Here is a 19,825-nt window from a genome sequence, read left to right as displayed (position 1 = left end):
GACTAGGGGCTGTTTTGCTGTACATAAATCTTGCTTCATCAAAAGCCGCCGCCGTAAAACGGAAAGGGCTGATACGGGTACGGGTAGTACGGATAGGAGTATGGATACGGGTATGGATAGTAATAAGGCGGATAGTAGCTATAAGGAAGCGGAATGATCACAGGGCCAATTCCTTCGTCTCTTCTTCGGCGAAAGAAGACGGGATGCGCCTGGTCTTCCGGAATCATCTGGTATTGTTCGTCCGCCTGATGGCCCTGCAACTGGTTTTCGTCAGCTTGATACGGTTGCATATTGCGACTGCACTCCTCTCAGTGTCTGTATGTGCAGTAGCAGTATACGAGACATCCGCCTGCAAGGAGCGTTGTCCCGATGGAAATGGGCAGCAAAAAAGCCTATCCCCGGGCTCTTGTGTCAAGAGCGGGATAGGCCCAAAAAGCGGAATTAAACGACAGTCTCCAAAAAAGTTTTCAGCTCTTCTGCTTCCCGCTCGTTCAGATTGAAGGCAAATTCGAGGTAGCCTTCTTCTTCGAGATCGTCGTGCCCGATAATGGCAGAGCGGCCGTTTTGGATGTTGATGACGATTTTTTTGCCGTAAAAACGGTTTGTCGTCGTGATAGCCAGATCGAATCGGGTAGCTTCGCCCATAAAGCTGACGAAGCGGGTTTTCGTGTCCTCCGGTTCGTCGTACAAGAAAAACAGGTCATTCACCATAAATACGCTCCTCTACTTCCATAACAGATTTGGTTTGTGTTCGATATTGTGCAAAGCGCGGACAAAACGGATCGTTTTCGTTTGGGCGCGCATGACGATGGAATGCGTCTCCACCATATCGTCGCCCAGGTAGCGAACTCCTTGAAGCAGCTCGCCGTCCGATACGCCTGTGGCGGCAAAAATGGCGTCGTCTCCTTTTACCATATCGTTCAAGGTCAACAACTGCTCCGGATTGGTCAGGCCCATCTTGATACAGCGTTCGCGTTCCCCGTCATTTTGCGGCTTGAGCATCGCCTGCATGTCTCCGCCGAGGCATTTGATCGCCGCCGCGCTAATGACGCCTTCCGGTGCTCCGCCGATTCCGAGAAACAGGTCGATCCCTGTATGTGGCAGACAGGCGGCAATCGCTGCGCCTACATCGCCATCGCCGAACAGTTTGACGCGCGCGCCTTTTTCCCGCACCGTGTCGATGATGTGCTGGTGCCGCTCCCGTTCCTGAACGATCACAGTCACGTCGGAAACGCGCTTGTTGTTCGCTTTCGCTACCACTTCAATCATTTTATCCACGGGATCAAGCAAGTTGATTTGTCCCGCAGCCCGTTTGCCCACAGCCATTTTCATCATGTACATGTCAGGGGCATGAAGCAGCGTTCCGCGGTCACCGATCGCGATGACCGACATGGCATTGTTGTGGCCTTTGGCGACGATCGTGGTTCCTTCCAGCGGGTCGACAGCGACATCAACCTCCGGGCCGCCAGCTTCGGGGTGACCGAGTTTTTCGCCAATGTACAGCATCGGCGCTTCATCCAGCTCTCCTTCGCCAATCACGACGGTTCCCCGCATGTTGATGGTGTCGAACATGGCGCGCATGGCGCTTGTCGCCGCTCCGTCCGCTTCATTTTTCTTTCCCCGACCCATCCAGTGAGACGAGGCGAGGGCAGCCATTTCCGTCACCCGCACGATTTCCAATGCCAGTTCGCGTTCCACAGTTGTGTTCCTCCCTTTATGCCGGCAAAATTCACCCCATCATTGTAACACAAAGTACAAGCTGATTCGTGACAGCAGGGACAAATTTGGTATACTGTTGGAGGAAAAGAGGTGAAAGCCGTGAGCAATTCCTATTTGCAGGAAGGGGAATTGGTCCTTCTCGTCCTGGTGCTGACATTTGTGTTTACTACCTATTATGCGAAACGAAAAGCCAAAAAGCGAAAATAAGGAGAATCTTATGTACGACGTGAATACAAAGCGAATTGACCAAGTTTTAGCATATATGTCTCTCATGCTTGATCTGCTGGACAAGCTCAGGGAACGAGGAGCCGAGGCGGTTTTGGCGGATGAAGTGGCTGTTGCAGCGATGGAGCGAGCCCTGCACTTGTCCATCGAAGGAATTGTCGATGTAGGGAATGCGTTGATCGACGGCTTTATCATGCGTGACCCTGGCAGCTATAGCGACATCGTGGAAATTTTGCGTGACGAACAAGTCATTACAGATGAGCAAGCGGTCGTCTTGACGCGCGTCGTTGATTTCCGCAAGCATCTGGTGATTGACTACACAAGCGTTCCGGCTGGAGAAATGTTTGCGCTGGCAGAAGAGGCAGTCGCAGCGATGCGCCAGTTTGACCCGCAAGTTCGCGCTTTTTTGCAGAAAGAATTGTTCTAGAAAATGGAGAAGCGGATTTTTTATACAAAACACTTTCGTTTGTTTACTAAAGCGTGCCGATCCGCTACAATAAGTAGAAAGGACGGTGATACGTATGACAAACGAGGGGACGTCCACTCGTGACCAAATCCTGCACATGCTCAAGGTAAAAGGCTCACTCTCTGTCAGCGACATGGCCGTCGAGCTTGGCATTACTGAAATGGCGGTCAGACGCCATCTGAACACTTTGGAGAGAGACAATCTGATCAAGTCCACGCTTGTAAGACAAGCAATGGGACGACCGACGAATGTATATTCCTTGTCGCAGGAAGCAGATGAGCTGTTTCCGCGCAATTATTCTCATTTGACACTGGACTTCCTGCAAGATTTGAAAGACATCGACGGAATGGGCAAAGTCGAGATGCTGTTTCGCCGCCGCGAAAATCGCCTGGAGGAATCGTATCGCTCCCAAGTGCAAGGGGAGTTGAAGGACCGCGTAGCGAAGCTGGCGGAGCTGCAAAACGAAAAAGGCTACATGGTGGAATGGGAAGCGGACGCCGACGGCAACACGTACCGCATTCAGGAGTTCAACTGTCCGATCGCCCAAGTCGCGCGCGAGTTCAACCAGGCTTGTACCTGTGAGCTTTCCTTGTTCCGCCGCGTGCTGAACGCCGATGTGGAGCAAACCTCCTGCATGGCAAAAGGCGGAGACAAGTGCGTGTTTGAAATCAAAAAAGCGTAAATACAGTGTCAGTGATGGCCACTTTTGTACGATTGCGTGCGAGGGTGGTTTTTTGCTGTTGAAAAAACATACAGCCGACTCGTCAAACGATGAAAAAGCGGGTATGGTAAATGGGTACAACAGGGTGGAGGAGATCAGACATGAAACCATACAAAGGCTATTTGCTCGATTTGGACGGAACGATTTACCGCGGCCATGAAGCGATCCCGGGGGCTGGCGAATTTGTCCGCTATTTGCAGGACAAGCAGATTCCGTACCTGTTTTTAACCAACAACTCTTCGACATCGGCTGAACGAGTGGCGGATCGGTTGACGGGGATGGGAATCGAGGCGGCTGCCCGTGACGTTTACACGACAAGCATGGCGACTGTCCAGTATTTACAAGAGCAGGCGCCCGCCGGGGCAAACGTATACGCGATCGGGGAGGAAGGCTTGCTGACACAACTGGAAGCAGCAGGCTATCGCCTGACCGAAGCTGATCCGGACTACGTCATTGTCGGAATCGACCGTGCCTTTACCTATGAAAAGCTCGCAGTGGCTGCGCGCGCGATCCGTTCAGGAGCCACTTTTATCGCAACCAATGCCGACGCTGCTTTGCCTACTGACGCGGGGCTATTCCCGGGGAACGGCTCGTTGGTAGCGGCTGTTTCCGTTGCATCCGCCACCAAACCGATTGTGATTGGCAAACCGGAGTCCATCATCGTGCGCTATGCGCTGGAAGTGCTCGGGACAAAAGCTTCCGAGACGTTAATTGTCGGCGATAACCTGTTTACCGATATTGAAGCCGGAGCAAACAGCGGGTTGGACAGCCTGCTCGTTTTGACTGGCTACTCTACGCGTGAGGAAGCCGCCAGCCATACGGCAAAGCCGACGTATGTCGCCAGCGATTTGCCGGAATGGCAGCTACGAATCTCGCTCTAGACACTCTTCCTGCTGCTTTTGGCGATGGGCAATCCGGCTCGAAGCTGCTGCGGCTACCGCTCCTACGAGGTCGTCCAAAAACGTGTGGACGCCGAAGCTTTTGTCGTTGAGCTGGGCGAGCTTGCCGTGTTTAAGCTTGTCGACATAGCCGAAGTTGGTGAAGCCGATGCTGCCGTACAAATTCACGATGGCGAGCGCCAACACTTCATCTACGCCATACAAAGGCTCGTCCGCTTCAATAATCGACTGGAGCGGGGGCAGCAGCTGTTTTTGTTCGGCGAGCATGTCCAGCTGAATGCCAGTCAGCAAGGCATTTTGCACCTCGCGCTTGTTCAGAACGGCCTGCACGCTCTCCAGACACAGCTGCATCGTCAGATCAGGGACGTATTGTTCTTGCAGGAAAAAGACAATCTCGGCGATGTCGTCGAGGGAAACGCCGCGTTTCGTCAACAGCTCAATGACCGCCTCCAGGCAGCTTTCGCTGTTCAGCGGGTGTTCGACCATCGGTATTCCTCCTTTTCTGGCAAACATGGGTGCTCCTAGTATCTGCAGCCAGATAGGCACCTATCCCGGCTTGGCGACATACAATGCGCCTAGAGAAGGTGTGCAAGGAGGCTGACCTGTATGGAGGAAAAAGAACTGCTTCAGGAGCAGTATGGATTCCAACTGCAAAATTATCGGGTGACGGGCGCCAGCAAAGTGCTCGAAACCGACCAGGGCTTGTATTACATGTTTGAAGCGCCGGCAGGGTATCGATACAAAAGCAAATTCATCGAGAAAGTGCGCAAGCATCTGGAGCAGCAAAAAGACATTCGGATGCTCAAGCTGGTCAAGACGACGGGCGGGCAGCCCCATTTTGTCGAGGATGAACAGCTATACTACTTGTATCGGGGAGTGCGCGAGTCGGTTCCGGAAAATTCGTTTTACGCCAGCGGACAGTCGTTGGCGCAGTTCCACCAGGCGACGAAAAATTTTTCCGGCGAAAAACTGTTCATCCCGTACAGCTCGCTTGGAAACTGGCCGAGTACGTGGAGACGGAAATTGCGGCATTACAACGAGTACCGCGATGAACTGGATGAGTCCGATGCCGAGTTGACGCCGATGGATGAGCTGCTTTTGACTTGCTACACGTACGTGCATCAGCTTGGGGAAATATCTGTGCAATACTTGCTGGAAGCGGGCTACGACAAAGTCGTGAAAGAAACGGCAGGACTTGGAAAAGTAGCCTACCAAAATTTTGATCAAGGGTATATGCTATGGAATGAGAAGGATGTACGCCTGATGGCGGGAGAATGGAACTGGGTTCTCGACATGCGGGCTCGCGATCTTGGGCAATGGCTGAAAGCCGAAACGAAGCGCAACGGTTGGAACGACGAAGCCGTGATTCACTTTTTGGACGGCTACAACAGTGTTGCGCCGTTGCTGACAGGAGAGTACGCCGTCATTTACGCCCTCATGCTCTACCCTGGCCGTTTTTTGAAGCTCGTGGAGTCGTACAAGGAGCTTCCGCTGGAGGAGCGGCAGGAAGTAAACGCGGAAGGCTGGCAATCCCAACTGGAAGACGAGCTTGCGAAAATGGAAGAAGGACTCCGGCGCTATCCCCGTCTGGTCGCAGATCATTATGGCGTCACCATTCCACAAATCGATTGGCTGTGGAGGCAAAACAATGAGCAAGCCACAAGTATTCGTCACGAGGAAACTGACCAATGAAGTCATAGCCATGCTGGAGACGGTAGCCGATGTGAAGCAATGGGAGGAGGACACTCCTGTGTCGCGCGAAAAGCTGCTCGAAGAGATCGAGCACGCCGATGCGGTGCTGACCATGCTGACGGAACGGGTGGACGAGGAGCTTTTGGCTCGTGCCAAAAAGCTGCGGATCGTCGCGAATATGGCTGTGGGCTATGACAATATCGATGTGCCTGCCTGCAAAAGACGCGGGATCGCGGTGACCAATACGCCAGATGTTTTGACGGAAGCGACCGCAGACCTGGCATTCGCCCTGCTGCTTGCGACTGGCCGGAGAGTGACGGAAGCCAACCGCTTTTTGCTCGCAGGCGAGTGGACGTCATGGAGCCCGTACTTGATGGCGGGACAAAGCGTGTACGGAGCTACGCTTGGCATTATCGGCATGGGGAGAATCGGGGAAGCGGTCGCACAGCGAGCAGCCGGGTTCAACATGCGCATTTTGTACCATAACCGCAATCGCAAGGAAGAGGCGGAGGCCAAGACGGGAGCGCGGCTGGTTGGGCTGGAGGAATTGCTTCAGGAAGCGGATTACGTCGTGCTACTGACGCCGCTGACAGCGGAAACGAAGCACCTGATGGGAGCGCATGAATTTTCCCTGATGAAAAAATCGGCGGTCTTCGTGAACGTTTCCCGTGGCGGAACCGTCGATGAAGCCGCTTTGTATCATGCTTTGACCACTGGACAGATTTGGGCGGCGGGGCTGGACGTATTTGTCCAGGAGCCAGTTCCGCTCGATCATCCGCTTTTGGCGCTGAAAAATGTGGTGGCGCTCCCGCACATTGGCAGTGCCACGATCCAGACGCGCAATGAGATGGCGTCGCTGGCCGCCGCCAATATTGTCGCTGTACTGAGTGGAAAGGAGCCGTTGACCGCTTTATGAGTACCGTGTTGATCATCGTGGCGAGCCTTTTGCTGCTGGGGATTCTGGCCGCTTCCGCCGTCGCTTTGCATGTGACGTGGCGCTTGACGCATCCGGTGCGCAAACCGATTGACATGAACCCGGAGGACTTCGGACTGGTGGCGGCGGAAGCGGTTGTTTTTCCCAGTCGGGAGACGAATATTTCGCTCTCGGGCTGGTATCATTCCGCTGCCCGAAACGGGCGCACGCCGAATGGCCGGACGCTGATTTTTGCCCATGGCTACAGCCAAAACAGGCAAGAGCCGCACCTTCCCGCTCTGGCGCTCGCAAGCAAACTCGTTCAGGCGGGCTACGATGTGTTGATGTTCGATTTTCGCAACAGCGGGGAGTCGACTCCGGCTTTGACTACAATCGGTTTGCGCGAGCAGCATGACTTGCTCGGCGCGATTGATTTTGTGGCGGCGAAGCATCCCGAACAAACCATTGGACTCGTCGGTTTCTCCATGGGGGCGGCGACTTCTTTGCTCGTCGGGGGAAGAGATGCGCGGATTGCGGCTGTGGTGGCGGACTCTCCCTTTTATTCGCTCAGCGAGTATTTGGAAGAAAATTTGCCGCAATGGACGGGCCTCCCGCGCTTTCCTTTCAACTGGCTGATCTTGACGCTGAGTCCGGTTTTTCTCAGGGCGAATCCGCGTCATGTCAAGCCTTTTGAGATCGTTCGCCAAGCGAAAAAGCCGATCCTGTTCATTCATGGCACGGGAGATCATACGGTGCCTGCGGAAAACAGCAAGCGGCTGCACGCTCTGGCAGAAGACGAGGATTCGCAAATTTGGCTGGTGCCGCACGCCGGGCACGTACGCAGCTTTGCTTTGATTCCCGACGAGTACGCAGAGCGGGTCATCGCCTTTTTGGAAAGAGGCATGGCGAAAACGGGGCAAAGTGGCAAGGCATCGATCTTGGGAAAATGAAAAAAGCAGCTACGCGTAAGCGGGTAGCTGCTTTCATGGCTGTGCGCCTGGATTAGAATACTTGTTGAACTTCCTTGATGCCTGGGATTTCTTCCACCAGTGCACGTTCAATCCCTGCTTTCAGGGTAATGGTGGACGAAGGGCAGCTGCCGCATGCACCCATCAGGCGCAGCTTTACGATGCCTTCTTCTACGTCAACGAGTTGTACGTCGCCACCGTCACGTTGCAGGTAAGGGCGCAGTTTATCGAGAACTTCTTGTACTTGATCCATCATATCCATGGTCGATTCACTCCTTTCCAACCTCTCCTTTATTATAATCGTACGCCGGTGATAAATCCATGGCTTACATGCCCTGTCGACACTTTCCTGGGAGAAGTATAATCAAAGTGGGCTGGCATGGACTTTTTGCAATAGCAGCATGTTATAATGAAAAAGCAAGTACTTCAACATAAGGAGTCAGATCTTCGTGAACGTATTTCGCAATGTGAAGGAACTGATTGGCAATACACCAATCGTCGAAATTACACAGTTTGAGCTTCCAGAAGGAGTGCGCTTGTTCGCCAAACTGGAATACTTTAACCCAGGTGGCAGCGTAAAAGACAGACTGGGCATGGAATTGATTCGCGCCGCTGAAGAGAGCGGCCAGCTGAAGCCAGGCGGCACCATTATCGAACCGACAGCAGGGAATACAGGGATTGGCGTAGCACTGGCCGCTGTAGGAACCGGCTATAAAGTCATTTTTTGCGTACCAGCCAAATTTTCCGAGGAAAAGCAAGAGTTGATGCGCGCACTGGGAGCCGAGGTTGTAAATACCCCGACTGAACTGGGGATCAAGGGAGCGATTGCCAAAGCACAAGAGCTGGCAGCATCGATTCCTGGCTCATTCGTGCCGCAGCAGTTCGCTAACCCGGCAAACCCTGACGCCCACTACAAGACGACAGGCCCTGAAATCTGGAGCCAGATGGACGGACAAGTAGACGTGTTCGTTGCAGGCGCCGGGTCTGGTGGTACGTTCATGGGGGCTGCCCGCTACCTGAAGGAGCAAAACCCGAACGTCAAAACCGTCATCGTGGAGCCAGAAGGTTCGATTTTGAACGGGGGAGAATCCGGTCCGCACAAAACGGAAGGGATCGGCATGGAGTTTTTGCCGCCATTCATGGACACCAGCTATTTCAATGCGATTCACACGATTCTCGATGTGGAAGCATTTGATCTGGTCAAGCAGCTCGCAGCCAAAGAAGGCTTGCTCGTCGGAAGCTCTGCCGGAGCAGCGATGGCAGCAGCTTTGCGCGAAGCGAAAGAAGCAGCGCCGGGTACCAACATCGTCACGCTGTTTGCCGATGGCAGCGAACGCTATCTGAGCAAAAAAATCTACCAGGGGGGAATCTAAGATGCGCATTAAAACTCGTCTGATCCACGGCGGTATCGATGGAGATCCACATACAGGAGCGGTTTCCGTTCCGATTTACCAAGTGAGCACGTACAAACAGGAAGCGATTGGCGTGCACAAAGGCTTCGAATACTCCCGTACGGGCAACCCGACGCGTCACGCGCTGGAAACGTACATTGCCGAGATCGAAGGCGGAGCACGCGGCTTTGCTTTTGGCTCCGGGATGGCGGCTTTGTCCACGATTTTGTCTTTGTTCAGCAAAGGCGATCATCTTGTAGTGGGTGACGATGTGTACGGCGGTACATATCGCGTCGTAACCCGCGTATTTTCCCGTATGGGTCTGGAAGCAAGCTACGTCGACACGAGCAACCTGGAAGCGGTAGAGGCAGCCATTCGCCCGGAAACAAAGGCGATCATCATGGAAACGCCGACCAACCCATTGCTCAAAGTAAGCGACATCCGTGCGCTGGCAGACATCGCCAAAGCAAAAGGCGTGCTGCTCGTAGTCGACAACACGTTCATGACTCCATACTGGCAAAATCCGCTCGATCTGGGCGCAGACATCGTGTTCCACAGCGCAACGAAGTATTTGGGCGGACATAGCGATGTGGTCGCTGGTCTGGTCGTTGCAAAAGATGCGCAGCTTGGCGAAGACCTGCATTTCGTGCAAAATGCGATTGGCGGCGTCCTCGGCCCACAAGATTCCTGGCTGCTTCTGCGCGGGATGAAAACGCTCGGAATCCGCATGGAAGAGCATGAGCACAACGCCCGCACGATAGCAAAATGGCTGTCTGAGCGCAGCGACATCAAGCGTGTCATCTACCCTGGCTTGTCCAATCACTCCGGTCATGAGCTGATCCAAAAACAGGCTCGCGGCTTTGGCGGCATGATCTCCTTCGACGTTGGCAGCGCAGAGCGTGCCGATGAAGTTTTGGCGAAAGTGAAGTATTACACATTGGCAGAATCGCTCGGGGCAGTAGAAAGCCTGATCAGCGTGCCTGCTCGTATGACGCATGCTTCCATCCCGGCAGAACGCCGCGCCGAGTTGGGCATCACAGATGGACTGGTTCGCATTTCCGTGGGAATCGAAGATGTGCAAGACCTGATTGAAGATCTGGATCAGGCTCTGTCCTAAATCGCATAACGAATGCAACTCAGCTACGGACGGACTCGCGAGGAGGCGGATGAGATGAGTGTGGAAATCAAGGTATTCGGAACCGAACAGCTTTGCGCAAGCTGCGTCAATTTGCCATCTGCCAAAGAGACAGCAGAATGGTTGCAGGCTGCCCTTTCTCGCAAATACGGAAGCGACAGCATCCGCATCGTGTACAGCGACTTTCAACAGCCGCAGACAGACGATGACAAAAGCTGGGCGACACGCATCATTGAGGAAGATTTATGGTATCCGCTTGTCGTAATTTCCGGGGAAATTGTCGGCGAGGGAAATCCTAAGCTGAAAGATATTTACGAAAAGCTGGAAAGCATGGGGGTTGCCCCGGTAGCTGTCCAGACTGAGAGCGAATAAGCTATCGCCAAAAGCTCGACCAGTTGGATACAAGCCGATCAGATGAGAAGCATCTGGTCGGTTTTTTTTTATGTTGATATGTTACTTTCCATTTCCTTCCGCGTCCATATTGGTATGACATGAAAAAAGGATGATTTTGACCATGCAAGGAAAACAGTTTGTTTTTAGCCTGCTGACGTGTACGCTTTGTCTCTCGGCTGTGCCAGTTGCGTCACCCGCTCTGGACATAGCCGCAGCGGCTGCTCCTGGTTATAAAATCACATACAAGCTCCCGGCTAATCCAGAGAAGTATTTGTTTTTGAATGTGCAGATGGTTTCGCTCGCAAACCCGCAGACGCCTGCGACAGTGCGGGAGTATCCGATCAAACAGTATTTGGTTGACTCGACGGGGAATCTCGACCATTACAAATTGGAGTTTGACGACAACCGAAAGTTTGTCACATCCAAAAAAGGCTTCCTGTGGAACTTTTATCAGATGATCGGGATTTTTCCGCCTGCGTATCCAGAGGGTGGGAAACTTGCTGAACTGGATCGGCAAATCGATACTTTGGATGGCTATTCCCCTGAAGGGCTACAGGCGAGGAAGGCGCGTGCCGAGCTGGAGCTGAACGCCCGAATACAGCCACTCATCCATGCCGGGTATGTCAAACCGGAGGAAATCGATGACGGGATTGCGACAAGAGAATTTGTCGCGACGGTGTTTTATCGTGCATTCAAAGATGTGCGTCCTTACCACGGAGGCATTGACCTGAAAGACTCGGAGAATGAAGCCGTGCGCTGGGCGGTGGAGAGTGGGCTGCCAGGTTTTCCCGTAGACAGCAAAGGATTTGTGTTCCCGCAGTCACCGCTCGATCTGGAACCAGGAGAGAAAAATTTCCCGGAGACGTATGCCTATGACCGTGTCTTTCAGTTTGTTCAGCTGATTTTGCCAGGGAAAAAGACAGCAAGCGGCTGGGCGTACTATCAAGTGAAGCTGCTGCCCGGAATGGCGCCTGTGCAGCCGCGAGAGATCATCTCGGTCAACGGCAAGCCTTTTGCAGAGGGAGCAGAGAACTACTCGATTGAACAGACGAACGAATACCAAAATGCCAGCAGAAAAATCGCCCAGCATTTCATTCAGCGCTTCCCGCAGTTGCTTGAGCAAGCGCGCAAAGATGCGCTGAAGCCGCGCGTCTGGGACTGGAGCCGGGACGTGATCCACCATCCGATATTCGCCAAGCAGGTCGCCGCCTACCGCAAAAACAAGAGCAGCCAAAACTTGAACGCTGTGTATCAGGCGGTGCGAGCGCACTATAATCTGAGCATTCGCCAAGACTCGGCTGCGAATGTGAAAAGCGTGCTCGACAACGTCAAGTAAGCCGTGGCACAGGCGCTTTTTTGCCTGCGGGGAAGGGAACAGCGCGAGAAAGCGGCGCACTTTCTGCAACTGGTTGCCCGCCCCTGCACAGAAAGTTTTTACCTCTTTGTTTTTGATTCGTAAACCGTTTGTAACGAATTAAGATGGGCTTCGTCCTATAGTTGTACATGAAGACAAGAACAACTTGGGAGGAAAAAACAATGAACAAAAAATGGATGAAGCCCGCTGCATTCCTCGTATTGGCAGGAGTAGTAGGAGTTGCAGGTTTGAATATGGCAGGAACGAAAGTGGCGCACGCTGATTCGGAAAAAGGCAAGCTGTTCGCAGCGGCAGCAGACTTGAAGCTCGACAAAAACACGTACGTCATCGATGTAAAGTCCGCCGATGTGAACGGCGACAAGGTTGAAGATAAAGTATTTCTGGTTGGACAAAAAGAAAAGGCAGACGACATCTACGCTTCCAACATGAACATTGTTGTACAAGACGGCAAATCGAAAGCGTACAGTACAACAGACCTCAAGGAACTGGGCGGCTACGAAGGCGAACTGACTCTCGTAGACTTTACCGGAGATCACGTAGCAGATGCGTTTGTAAAAACCGCAACGGGCGGCAGCGGTGGCATTTACAGCCACGTCATTGCCACTTTCGAAAACAACAAGCCCGCTGTCATTTTTGGCGAAAAGGAAAACGATGGTATCCACTACGAAGGCAAGTTCGTGGATGGCTTTAAAGTAGAGGGCAAAGGCTCCAAGCTGGACAAGCCGCTGACCATTGACGTGAGTGCGAATCAGGACGTATATGTCGCAGCGAAGCTGTACGACAAAGCAGGCAAAGTGCAGGCAAACGGCGACGATGTAAACGTCTTTTCGTATCCGTTCGGCTCGCTTACGCCAGTCGACATGGATGGAAACGGAACGTTTGAACTTGTAGGGGAACAGCGAATCGTGGGCATGAACAACACAGATACTGTGTCCCGCATCAGCTCCGTATGGGGCTACCAGGGCGAGGGCAAATGGAACCCTTGGGAAGTGGAATACTCTACCTTCCTGATCAAGCATCCAGGCGAAGCGATCAACACAATGATCGGCAAATAACATACTTGCCTTGCCTATGCCACAACAGAGGGGGTGTCTCCAAAGTCGATTTTCCGACCAGGAGACGCTCCTTTTTTCGTGTGACAAAACTGACAAAACGTAGGGAAACTGTGGTTCGGGTTTTGGGCTTTTTTGTTCGTCTTTTTGGGGCGGCCCCTCGCTGCTTTTTCCCGGCCAAGAGGTGTTGGTGTTCTATCGTCCAGCGGTCGCACATATCCTTCTTTGGAAGAGCCCAAATCAAGGAGGACGAGCCGATGGAACAGCTAATCGCCCGCTTTTATGAATTGAAAGAAATCCAGAAGCAGGTAGAGGATGAGCTTGGCGCGCTGCGAAGCAAGCTGCTCGACGCTTACGCGGAAGCCGGAAGCGCCGAGGAAGGTGACTTCAAGCTGGTGATCAGCTACCAGGAGCGGCGAGACTACAGCGACGATCGCTTGTACAATTCGTTGCCCGACCCGTCTCTTTGGCGGCTCATGTCGCGGGCGGACACCGGGAAAATTGCCAGTCTGCTTAAACTGAATGTGATTCACGAGAAGATACTGGAAGGCACATATGAGCAGAAAAAGGTGCCTGTGCTGCGGGTGCAGAAGTTGTGAGGGGGAAGGGAGAGAGAGGAAGACCGTCTGGCGGGTGCCGGCGGTTTTTTTATATTTCGCTCAATCAAATCCTTTTATTTACCGATATGGTATATATACCCTTTGTTTTGTGTGGAGATGAGCGTGAAGAGTGAACCAAGAATTGTTCCAACCGAGCTTGAAAGCGGACGTGGATTATGTAACCAAGTCGTATAATTTAAATCACTTCTTACTCGTATCCCTTATAGGCGGTTTTTTTCCAGCTATTCTGTTAGGGATGAAGAATGCGCGTTGGCTTCGGGTAAGACCTTTGTGGAGCTACACGGTGGCAACTGTGGGTGGTGTTCTGTGGTTTGCAGTAGGATACACGGGATATGGCCGTTTTCTAGCAGTTTTTGTTGGTATTGCGTATTACTTCCTAATGAGAGAAATGTACACGTATCATTTAGGGTTGTACGGGAGAAAACAACCTATTCTCCTGAAAGCAATTCTTTATACCATAATTGGCCGAGTAATTGAAGGATATGTACTCATAAAGGGAGTGCAATTTTTTTATGGGAATGGATAGAGCAGAAAAATCTGTTAACTATAGACTGGGCGTACATTATTACAACATGAATCGTTATCAACAAGCAAAAGAGCATTTGGAAAAGGCCCTCGCTGAGGATCCAAATGATACGGACGCCCTTTTTTGGATGAGCTACTCGGAATACTGCCTCAAAAATTATGAAGAAGCTCATCGGTTGTGTAGAGACATCATTCAAAAAGGGATGATGACAGAGAACGTATATGAATTGCTTGGTGTTATCCTCTTGGCTGAAAAGAAATGGTATGAGGCGGAGCAGGCTTTCTTGCAGGCAATCTCCTTGAATCCTGTGGAAGCTGATGTAATTGCAAATTACGCATATCTCATGATAGAAACAGGGCATTTAAAAAAAGCAAAAATGCTGCTTGCAGAAGCAAAGCGTATAGACTCGATGAATAGTCTAGTGCTACATTGTCAGTTTTATTTGGACCTCATTCACAATAGGAAAAAGCAGCAACAAGAATCACTGATGGCCTATATTCAGATTGCAGATGATGAACGAAGCAAACTTCAAACGATTGGGGAAGCGGCGTATTTTCGTGGTGATTATCGAATAGCAAAAGAAAACCTGATACAAGCATTTTTGCTGGATCCGAATAACTCAAGAGTAAAAGAATTATTAGACTCAATTGATAGAGTCACGCATATTGTTTTTTTGCCAAATCGGATTGTCAAGAAGTTGGGAGGAACATTAGTGGCGTGGGTGCTATCGTTAGCGCTTATTTTACTTACTATACTCATCGCCAGGCCTTATGTTCGTGACGTCGCTGTGTTCCTGTTCTTGTTCAATGTCTATACATGGATATCTCCATTTATTTATAATCTGGTGACAAAGGCAGGAGTACAACGTGAAGAAAATTGAGCTAATTAAGCAAATGACAATAAATAATCCGGAGAATGCTTCTGCATGGTATCTGCTTGGACTGGAATACGCTCAAACCGAAAAGTACACGGAAGCGCTTCAAGCTTTTACAGAAGCATTGCGTTGCAATGATCCGGGGTATACACAGCAAATTATTGAGGAGTTGGGTAAACTCTCCTTAGCGCAAACTTCTGCGGCAGTACAAAGCGAGCGAGTCGTTCATCAAGAGGTGGCTACAGGAGGAACGGATTATGATGCCTTACATGGATCTGTAGATGAAAAAGCATCTGAAAAAGTACCTGTACTTACAAACGCGAGAGATCTACTTGTCAATAAGGGAGAAGCGGAAGGGACCGATCAACTCTTCCAAATCATCTCCGGCGGGCAAACAGGCAAAAAAGACAGGGCAGAGGCGACGATTACGTTTGCCGATGTTGGTGGTTTGCATGCTGTAAAAAACGCCATACAGATGAAAATCGTTAAGCCATTTGTCTCGCCCGGGCTGTTTGAGCGATTCCGGAAAAAGGTCGGAGGCGGTATCTTGCTCTACGGGCCTCCCGGCTGTGGAAAGACGTTTATCGCCAAAGCGACTGCGGGCGAGTGCCGCGCTCGATTTATTCCGATTCATATCGCAGACATCCTTGACCCGTATATAGGGGCAAGCGAGCAGAACTTGCGGGAGGTGTTCTCGTCAGCGCGGGCAACCAAACCCAGCGTGCTGTTCCTTGATGAAATGGATGCGCTTGGCTACAACCGGAGTCGCTCCACCTCCAACTCCATGAGAGCAGTCATTGATACTCTTTTGACCGAAATCGAAGGAATTGAAGCCAATACTGATAAAATGCTCATTATCGGAGCAACGAATATGCCTTGGGACGTAGATCCTGCTTTTAAACGTCCCGGCCGTTTTGATAAGATGATCTTTGTCTCACCCCCGGATGATGAAGCGCGAGCAACCATTTTCCAGATTAAGCTTCAAGATCGTCCAATGGAGCAAATCGACTATGCACTTTTGGCGAAAGAAACTGACTTGTATTCGGGAGCAGACATCGAAAATGTGATTGAGCTTGCTGCAGAAGAAGTAATCAATGAAATTATGCGCACAGGGGTAGAGCGTCCCCTTACAATGCAGGATCTCAAAAATGCGATTCAGTCGACACAGCCCTCCACAATTGATTGGCTCCGCACCGTGAAAAACTATGTCAAATACGCAAATCAAGGCGGTCTTTACAACGATGTAGAATCGTTCCTATCCCGTTACAAGCGAATATAGCATCGAACTCTTTACAGCTTATTTCTGCACGAAACGTGTGTGGAGATAAGCTTTTTGCTTTTTTCGTGCTCGTCAGTGCGGGCAGCGTGGAGCAGCAGCATTTCTTCCATAGCAATTCCTTATACCCAGGCCCCCATCCCCAACGAAAAAATAATACCCAATATAGATTGACAATTCAGACTTTTATAAATAATATTAATTTAAATCGAATTACAGACATATTACAGAACGAAAAATGTCGAAAATTCACTGTTTGACCGTTTATTTAATTGGATTTTATTGCCAAATCCTTTTTCTATTACGAATAGCAGACTAATTAAAGAACAAGTAGAAGGTGATTAATTGAACCTAACATTCGCTGTCATTGGTCCCAGGTTGCTAGTCGAAGATATTTGCACCGTGCTCGCGGAGTTTCCGCATATCGAACCGATCAGGCTCATTTACGATTCGGAAAAGAGTGTGCGGGAGCTGCTCCAGGAATGCATGGAAGTTTACGATGTCTACTTTTTCAGCGGCGATGTGCCGTTCCTTCTCTCCCAAGACCTGATCCCGCCCCATTCGTGCTCGATTTTCATCCCCTTCGAAGGAACTGATCTGTACAGAGCGATCTTCCAGATTTATCGCCACTATCACTTTTTCCCGACCATCAGCTTTGACGGTATTCCAGCCAAGCACTTGCAAGAGTTTTTTGACGAGATTGAAGCGAAAGGAGTGCATTGGTTCTCGAAAAACATGGACGGCTTCCAAAATTCGGAGGAGCTGTACGAGCATCATCTGACGCTATGGCAAGAGGGCAAGGCGCAAGTCGTTGCCACCAGCATTCACTCCGTCTACGAGCGGTTGAAGGGCGAGCATGTCCCGGTCTTTTTCATCAAAAGCACGAAGCAGCTCATTCGCGACACGATCAATAAGGCACTGTGGCTGGCGCGGGATCAGAAAAAGCAGCTGGCGCAAATTACGGTGCTGCAATTTCGGATCGAGCCTGCCGAGGGCGAACAGCTTGGCGATGCGCTCGACAAATATCAAAAGAAAGTGACGGAGTTCAGCAAACGGCTGTTTGCGTCGATGACGAGCGCCGATCCGGGGCAGTACACGCTGTATACCACGCGGGGGATCGTGGAAAAAGTGACCAAAGACTTTTCCAGCTTTCCCGTCCTGAAAAACAGCAGCGGAGAGCTGGGAACGATGAACTTGGGCATCGGCATGGGCGAGACAGTCGAGCGGGCTTTGTACAATGCCAATCGCGCCGTCGAATTTGCTTTTCGCAACCCGGGCAACAGCGCCTATCTCATCGACGACCAGATGAAGGTGCTCGGTCCGCTCGGCACGCGCAACACGCTCGATTATTCCCTCATCGGCGAAGAACGGGGCGATTTTGTCTCGACGTCGATTCGCAAGCTGTTTTCCTGGCTCCAGCTCATCCAGAAAAACGAGGTGACGACACGGGAAATTAGCGTCGGGATGAACACGGGGGAGCGCAATGCAGCGAGGATGGTGCAGAAGATGAAGGAAAAAGGCATAGCCGAAGTCATCGGCACGGAATCGATGAGTCAGCGGGGCAGGCCGAGGCCGATTTATCGTATTGATTTGCACAAGCTGTCTCTGGAAGTAAAAGTGCGGCACGACCCGAAAGACGTTTAAAAGGAGGTTTGAGATGGCTGGCTATATCGTGAAGCGGTTTTTTGCGAGCATATTGACGATGTTTGTCCTCATCACGATCACGTTTTTTCTGATGCACGCCGTGCCGGGAGGGCCTTTCAGCCCGGCGGAGGAACGGAAAGTGCCCAAAAGCGTCATGGAAAAGATGGAGGAAAAATTCGGCTTGAATGAACCACTGAGCGTCCAGTACGTGAATTACTTGAAAAGCATTGCCCAGGGCGATCTCGGCTTTTCCTTCAAGCAGTCCGATGTGACGGTGAATGAATTGATCTCACGCGGCTTCCCTGTCTCGGCAAAAGTCGGGCTGGTGGCGATCGTCGTAGCGCTCATCGTCGGGATGCTGCTTGGCATTACGTCAGCGATCAAGCGCGGAAAATGGGCGGATTGGGCATCGATGATCTTTGCCACAGTCGGCATCTCCATTCCGAATTTCGTCATTACCGTGCTGATGCTGTTTCTGTTCGCCGTTGTCCTGAAGCTTTTGCCTACTTACGGATTATCGAGCTGGAAGCATTACATTTTGCCTGTCATCGGTCTTGCCTTTGGCCCGATCGCTTATATCGCCAGGTTGATGCGTTCCAGCATGCTGGAAGTGATGCGCCAGGACTACATTTTGACAGCGCGGGCCAAAGGCGTCCCGGAATACCGCGTCATTTTCAAGCACGCACTGAAAAACGCGATTATCCCGATCGTCACGTATTTGGGGCCGCTGGTCGCCGCCTTGTTAACGGGGAGCTTCATCGTGGAGCGCGTGTTTTCCATCCCGGGCATCGGCAGGGACTTCGTGACGGGCATCAGCGACCGGGATTACTCGGTTATTTTGGGGCTGACCGTCTTTCTCGGGCTTTTCATCATCGTGGCAAACTTTATCGTGGACGTTTTGTACGCGATTATCGACCGGCGGGTAAAAATCGAGGAGTAGGTGATGACGAACATGAATTACGCCTGGAAGGGGAGCGAGGGGGCCAATCTGCGCGGAGACAGGGAGCAGGAGTGGGCGGATATTCCCGATGAGGATTTCGCCAGACTGGACGCTGGCACGATGCAAAGCGAGACGATCTCGCGTCCGAGCAAATCGTACTGGCAAGACGCGTGGAGCCGTTTTCGGAAAGACCCGCTGGCGATGATCGGTTTGTGCACGATTGTGGTCATTGCCGTTGCGGCGATCGTCGGCCCGCTGTTTTCCGCGTACACGTACGATGGACAGGATATTGCCAATCAAAATCAGGGGCCGTCTGCGGAGCATTGGTTCGGAACGGACAAATTCGGGCGGGACATTTTCGTGCGTGCCCTGTACGGTGCGCAAATCAGCCTGACGATCGGGGTAGCGGCTGCGGCGATCAATCTCGTAATCGGCGTTATTTACGGCGGAATCTCCGGCTATCTCGGCGGCAAGGTCGACATGGTGATGATGCGGATTGTCGACATCATGATCGGCGTGCCCGAGCTGCTGTACATTATTTTGCTGATGATGTTCCTCGGCAATACGATCGAGAGCATCCTGATTGCGATGTCGCTGACGTACTGGATCGGGACGGCGCGGATGGTTCGCTCCCAGGTTATCACGCTCAAGCATCAGGAGTTTGTGCTGGCGGCGCGGGCTACAGGCTCTTCCAACATGCGCATTTTGTTCAAGCATCTGATTCCGAACAGCATGGGCCCGATTATCGTGACCGTTACGTTTCTCGTGCCGTCGGCGATCTTCACGGAAGCGTTTCTCAGCTTTTTGGGGATCGGGATTCAGGTGCCGATGGCAAGCTGGGGCACGCTCGTCAACGATGCGATTCCGACTTTGTTTACCCAGCCGTATCAGATGCTGTTCCCGGCACTCGCGATCAGCATTACGATGTTTGCACTGAACTTCATCGGTGACGGCTTGCGCGATGCGCTGGACCCAAGGCTAAAGAAATAAAGGCGG

General features: G+C 51.7%; 24 protein-coding genes. 19 read left to right on the top strand and 5 right to left on the bottom strand.

Annotation, left to right across the window (positions count from 1 at the left end):
- Positions 1-38 precede the first annotated feature (38 nt).
- The 3 genes from HP435_RS23355 to glpX form a co-directional block, all read right to left on the bottom strand.
- On the bottom strand, positions 39-290 hold the full coding sequence (locus HP435_RS23355) for a hypothetical protein (RefSeq protein WP_122964502.1): 252 nt from the start codon (positions 288-290) through the stop codon (positions 39-41).
- Positions 291-441: 151 nt separating this feature from the next.
- Positions 442-711, bottom strand: coding sequence for a DUF3055 domain-containing protein (locus tag HP435_RS23350; protein ID WP_122964503.1), 270 nt, complete (start codon positions 709-711; stop codon positions 442-444).
- Positions 712-723: 12 nt separating this feature from the next.
- Entirely contained in the window at positions 724-1,698 is a 975-nt protein-coding gene (gene glpX, locus HP435_RS23345; protein ID WP_173596751.1) for a class II fructose-bisphosphatase, read from the bottom strand.
- A 111-nt stretch (positions 1,699-1,809) separates the two neighbouring features.
- Between glpX and HP435_RS23340 the strand changes: the two genes are divergently transcribed.
- The 4 genes from HP435_RS23340 (at position 1,810) to HP435_RS23325 (ending at position 4,012) form a co-directional block, all read left to right on the top strand.
- Positions 1,810-1,926 carry a hypothetical protein gene (locus tag HP435_RS23340; protein WP_007777847.1) on the top strand — a complete coding sequence of 39 codons (117 nt, stop codon included), beginning with the start codon at positions 1,810-1,812 and terminating at the stop codon, positions 1,924-1,926.
- A gap of 10 nt (positions 1,927-1,936) precedes the next feature.
- Positions 1,937-2,371, top strand: coding sequence for a DUF86 domain-containing protein (locus HP435_RS23335; RefSeq protein WP_122964505.1), 435 nt, complete (start codon positions 1,937-1,939; stop codon positions 2,369-2,371).
- A 94-nt stretch (positions 2,372-2,465) separates the two neighbouring features.
- Complete coding sequence (locus tag HP435_RS23330) at positions 2,466-3,092, top strand: helix-turn-helix transcriptional regulator (RefSeq protein ID WP_122964506.1); 627 nt, start codon at positions 2,466-2,468, stop codon at positions 3,090-3,092.
- Positions 3,093-3,232: 140 nt separating this feature from the next.
- The gene (locus HP435_RS23325; protein WP_173596752.1) at positions 3,233-4,012 is read left to right on the top strand and encodes a TIGR01457 family HAD-type hydrolase; all 780 of its coding nucleotides are present in this window, start codon (positions 3,233-3,235) and stop codon (positions 4,010-4,012) included.
- Here the strand turns inward: HP435_RS23325 and HP435_RS23320 are convergent.
- Positions 3,995-4,516 (bottom strand): phosphatidylglycerophosphatase A family protein, encoded by a 522-nt coding sequence (locus HP435_RS23320; protein ID WP_122964508.1) that lies wholly within the window; start codon positions 4,514-4,516, stop codon positions 3,995-3,997. The genes HP435_RS23325 and HP435_RS23320 overlap by 18 nt on opposite strands.
- Positions 4,517-4,636: 120 nt before the next feature.
- Here HP435_RS23320 and HP435_RS23315 point away from each other — a divergent pair, with 120 nt between their 5' ends.
- The 3 genes from HP435_RS23315 to HP435_RS23305 are packed head-to-tail and all read left to right on the top strand — an operon-like array spanning position 4,637 to position 7,585.
- Positions 4,637-5,722, top strand: a complete 1,086-nt coding sequence (locus HP435_RS23315) for a protein kinase family protein (protein ID WP_173596753.1) — start codon at positions 4,637-4,639, stop codon at positions 5,720-5,722.
- Positions 5,679-6,638 (top strand): 2-hydroxyacid dehydrogenase, encoded by a 960-nt coding sequence (locus tag HP435_RS23310; RefSeq protein ID WP_173596754.1) that lies wholly within the window; start codon positions 5,679-5,681, stop codon positions 6,636-6,638. Before HP435_RS23315 ends, HP435_RS23310 begins: the two co-directional genes overlap by 44 nt.
- Positions 6,635-7,585 (top strand): alpha/beta hydrolase, encoded by a 951-nt coding sequence (locus tag HP435_RS23305; protein WP_173596755.1) that lies wholly within the window; start codon positions 6,635-6,637, stop codon positions 7,583-7,585. Before HP435_RS23310 ends, HP435_RS23305 begins: the two co-directional genes overlap by 4 nt.
- Positions 7,586-7,637: 52 nt before the next feature.
- Here the strand turns inward: HP435_RS23305 and HP435_RS23300 are convergent, their stop codons facing one another.
- Complete coding sequence (locus HP435_RS23300; RefSeq protein WP_122964743.1) at positions 7,638-7,859, bottom strand: NifU family protein; 222 nt, start codon at positions 7,857-7,859, stop codon at positions 7,638-7,640.
- A 193-nt stretch (positions 7,860-8,052) separates the two neighbouring features.
- On the opposite strand from HP435_RS23300, the gene cysK reads away from it, so the two are divergent.
- From cysK to HP435_RS23240, 12 genes are all read left to right on the top strand, one after another.
- Positions 8,053-8,976: a cysteine synthase A gene (cysK, locus tag HP435_RS23295; RefSeq protein ID WP_063227383.1), complete on the top strand. Its 924-nt coding sequence runs from the start codon at positions 8,053-8,055 to the stop codon at positions 8,974-8,976.
- A gap of 1 nt (position 8,977) precedes the next feature.
- Complete coding sequence (locus HP435_RS23290; protein WP_063227384.1) at positions 8,978-10,111, top strand: bifunctional cystathionine gamma-lyase/homocysteine desulfhydrase; 1,134 nt, start codon at positions 8,978-8,980, stop codon at positions 10,109-10,111.
- A 54-nt stretch (positions 10,112-10,165) separates the two neighbouring features.
- On the top strand, positions 10,166-10,501 hold the full coding sequence (locus HP435_RS23285) for a YuzD family protein (protein ID WP_063227385.1): 336 nt from the start codon (positions 10,166-10,168) through the stop codon (positions 10,499-10,501).
- A gap of 142 nt (positions 10,502-10,643) precedes the next feature.
- Positions 10,644-11,858 carry a hypothetical protein gene (locus tag HP435_RS23280; RefSeq protein WP_173599628.1) on the top strand — a complete coding sequence of 405 codons (1,215 nt, stop codon included), beginning with the start codon at positions 10,644-10,646 and terminating at the stop codon, positions 11,856-11,858.
- Positions 11,859-12,058: 200 nt separating this feature from the next.
- The gene (locus HP435_RS23275; protein ID WP_063227387.1) at positions 12,059-12,952 is read left to right on the top strand and encodes a hypothetical protein; all 894 of its coding nucleotides are present in this window, start codon (positions 12,059-12,061) and stop codon (positions 12,950-12,952) included.
- Between the two features lie 254 nt (positions 12,953-13,206).
- Positions 13,207-13,548 carry a hypothetical protein gene (locus tag HP435_RS23270; protein ID WP_122964514.1) on the top strand — a complete coding sequence of 114 codons (342 nt, stop codon included), beginning with the start codon at positions 13,207-13,209 and terminating at the stop codon, positions 13,546-13,548.
- Between the two features lie 130 nt (positions 13,549-13,678).
- A complete protein-coding gene (locus HP435_RS23265; protein ID WP_173599627.1) occupies positions 13,679-14,095 on the top strand; it encodes a hypothetical protein in 417 nt (138 codons plus the stop codon).
- Complete coding sequence (locus HP435_RS23260; protein WP_173599626.1) at positions 14,082-14,975, top strand: tetratricopeptide repeat protein; 894 nt, start codon at positions 14,082-14,084, stop codon at positions 14,973-14,975. Before HP435_RS23265 ends, HP435_RS23260 begins: the two co-directional genes overlap by 14 nt.
- Positions 14,962-16,248 carry an AAA family ATPase gene (locus HP435_RS23255; protein ID WP_173599625.1) on the top strand — a complete coding sequence of 429 codons (1,287 nt, stop codon included), beginning with the start codon at positions 14,962-14,964 and terminating at the stop codon, positions 16,246-16,248. The genes HP435_RS23260 and HP435_RS23255 overlap by 14 nt, the downstream gene beginning before the upstream one ends.
- 342 nt (positions 16,249-16,590) lie before the next feature.
- Complete coding sequence (locus tag HP435_RS23250; RefSeq protein WP_141254219.1) at positions 16,591-17,889, top strand: hypothetical protein; 1,299 nt, start codon at positions 16,591-16,593, stop codon at positions 17,887-17,889.
- Between the two features lie 13 nt (positions 17,890-17,902).
- On the top strand, positions 17,903-18,829 hold the full coding sequence (locus tag HP435_RS23245) for an ABC transporter permease (protein ID WP_122964516.1): 927 nt from the start codon (positions 17,903-17,905) through the stop codon (positions 18,827-18,829).
- A gap of 120 nt (positions 18,830-18,949) precedes the next feature.
- Positions 18,950-19,819: an ABC transporter permease gene (locus HP435_RS23240; RefSeq protein WP_122964744.1), complete on the top strand. Its 870-nt coding sequence runs from the start codon at positions 18,950-18,952 to the stop codon at positions 19,817-19,819.
- The last annotated feature ends 6 nt before the right edge of the window (positions 19,820-19,825 follow it).

It is taken from the genome of Brevibacillus sp. HD3.3A (assembly GCF_013284375.2).
GTDB classification, from domain to species: Bacteria; Bacillota; Bacilli; order Brevibacillales; family Brevibacillaceae; genus Brevibacillus; species Brevibacillus parabrevis.
Note: the sequence above shows the minus strand (reverse complement) of the source record. Positions and strands in the feature narration are given on the sequence as shown.

Coding starts and splice junctions, on each gene's coding strand:
- HP435_RS23355 (WP_122964502.1), bottom strand. CDS start 290: ATGCAACCGTATCAAGCTGACGAAAACCAGTTGCAGGGCCATCAGGCG.
- HP435_RS23350 (WP_122964503.1), bottom strand. CDS start 711: ATGGTGAATGACCTGTTTTTCTTGTACGACGAACCGGAGGACACGAAA.
- HP435_RS23335 (WP_122964505.1), top strand. CDS start 1,937: ATGTACGACGTGAATACAAAGCGAATTGACCAAGTTTTAGCATATATG.
- HP435_RS23330 (WP_122964506.1), top strand. CDS start 2,466: ATGACAAACGAGGGGACGTCCACTCGTGACCAAATCCTGCACATGCTC.
- HP435_RS23325 (WP_173596752.1), top strand. CDS start 3,233: ATGAAACCATACAAAGGCTATTTGCTCGATTTGGACGGAACGATTTAC.
- HP435_RS23320 (WP_122964508.1), bottom strand. CDS start 4,516: ATGGTCGAACACCCGCTGAACAGCGAAAGCTGCCTGGAGGCGGTCATT.
- HP435_RS23315 (WP_173596753.1), top strand. CDS start 4,637: ATGGAGGAAAAAGAACTGCTTCAGGAGCAGTATGGATTCCAACTGCAA.
- HP435_RS23310 (WP_173596754.1), top strand. CDS start 5,679: ATGAGCAAGCCACAAGTATTCGTCACGAGGAAACTGACCAATGAAGTC.
- HP435_RS23305 (WP_173596755.1), top strand. CDS start 6,635: ATGAGTACCGTGTTGATCATCGTGGCGAGCCTTTTGCTGCTGGGGATT.
- HP435_RS23300 (WP_122964743.1), bottom strand. CDS start 7,859: ATGATGGATCAAGTACAAGAAGTTCTCGATAAACTGCGCCCTTACCTG.
- HP435_RS23290 (WP_063227384.1), top strand. CDS start 8,978: ATGCGCATTAAAACTCGTCTGATCCACGGCGGTATCGATGGAGATCCA.
- HP435_RS23285 (WP_063227385.1), top strand. CDS start 10,166: ATGAGTGTGGAAATCAAGGTATTCGGAACCGAACAGCTTTGCGCAAGC.
- HP435_RS23280 (WP_173599628.1), top strand. CDS start 10,644: ATGCAAGGAAAACAGTTTGTTTTTAGCCTGCTGACGTGTACGCTTTGT.
- HP435_RS23275 (WP_063227387.1), top strand. CDS start 12,059: ATGAACAAAAAATGGATGAAGCCCGCTGCATTCCTCGTATTGGCAGGA.
- HP435_RS23270 (WP_122964514.1), top strand. CDS start 13,207: ATGGAACAGCTAATCGCCCGCTTTTATGAATTGAAAGAAATCCAGAAG.
- HP435_RS23260 (WP_173599626.1), top strand. CDS start 14,082: ATGGGAATGGATAGAGCAGAAAAATCTGTTAACTATAGACTGGGCGTA.
- HP435_RS23245 (WP_122964516.1), top strand. CDS start 17,903: ATGGCTGGCTATATCGTGAAGCGGTTTTTTGCGAGCATATTGACGATG.
- HP435_RS23240 (WP_122964744.1), top strand. CDS start 18,950: ATGCAAAGCGAGACGATCTCGCGTCCGAGCAAATCGTACTGGCAAGAC.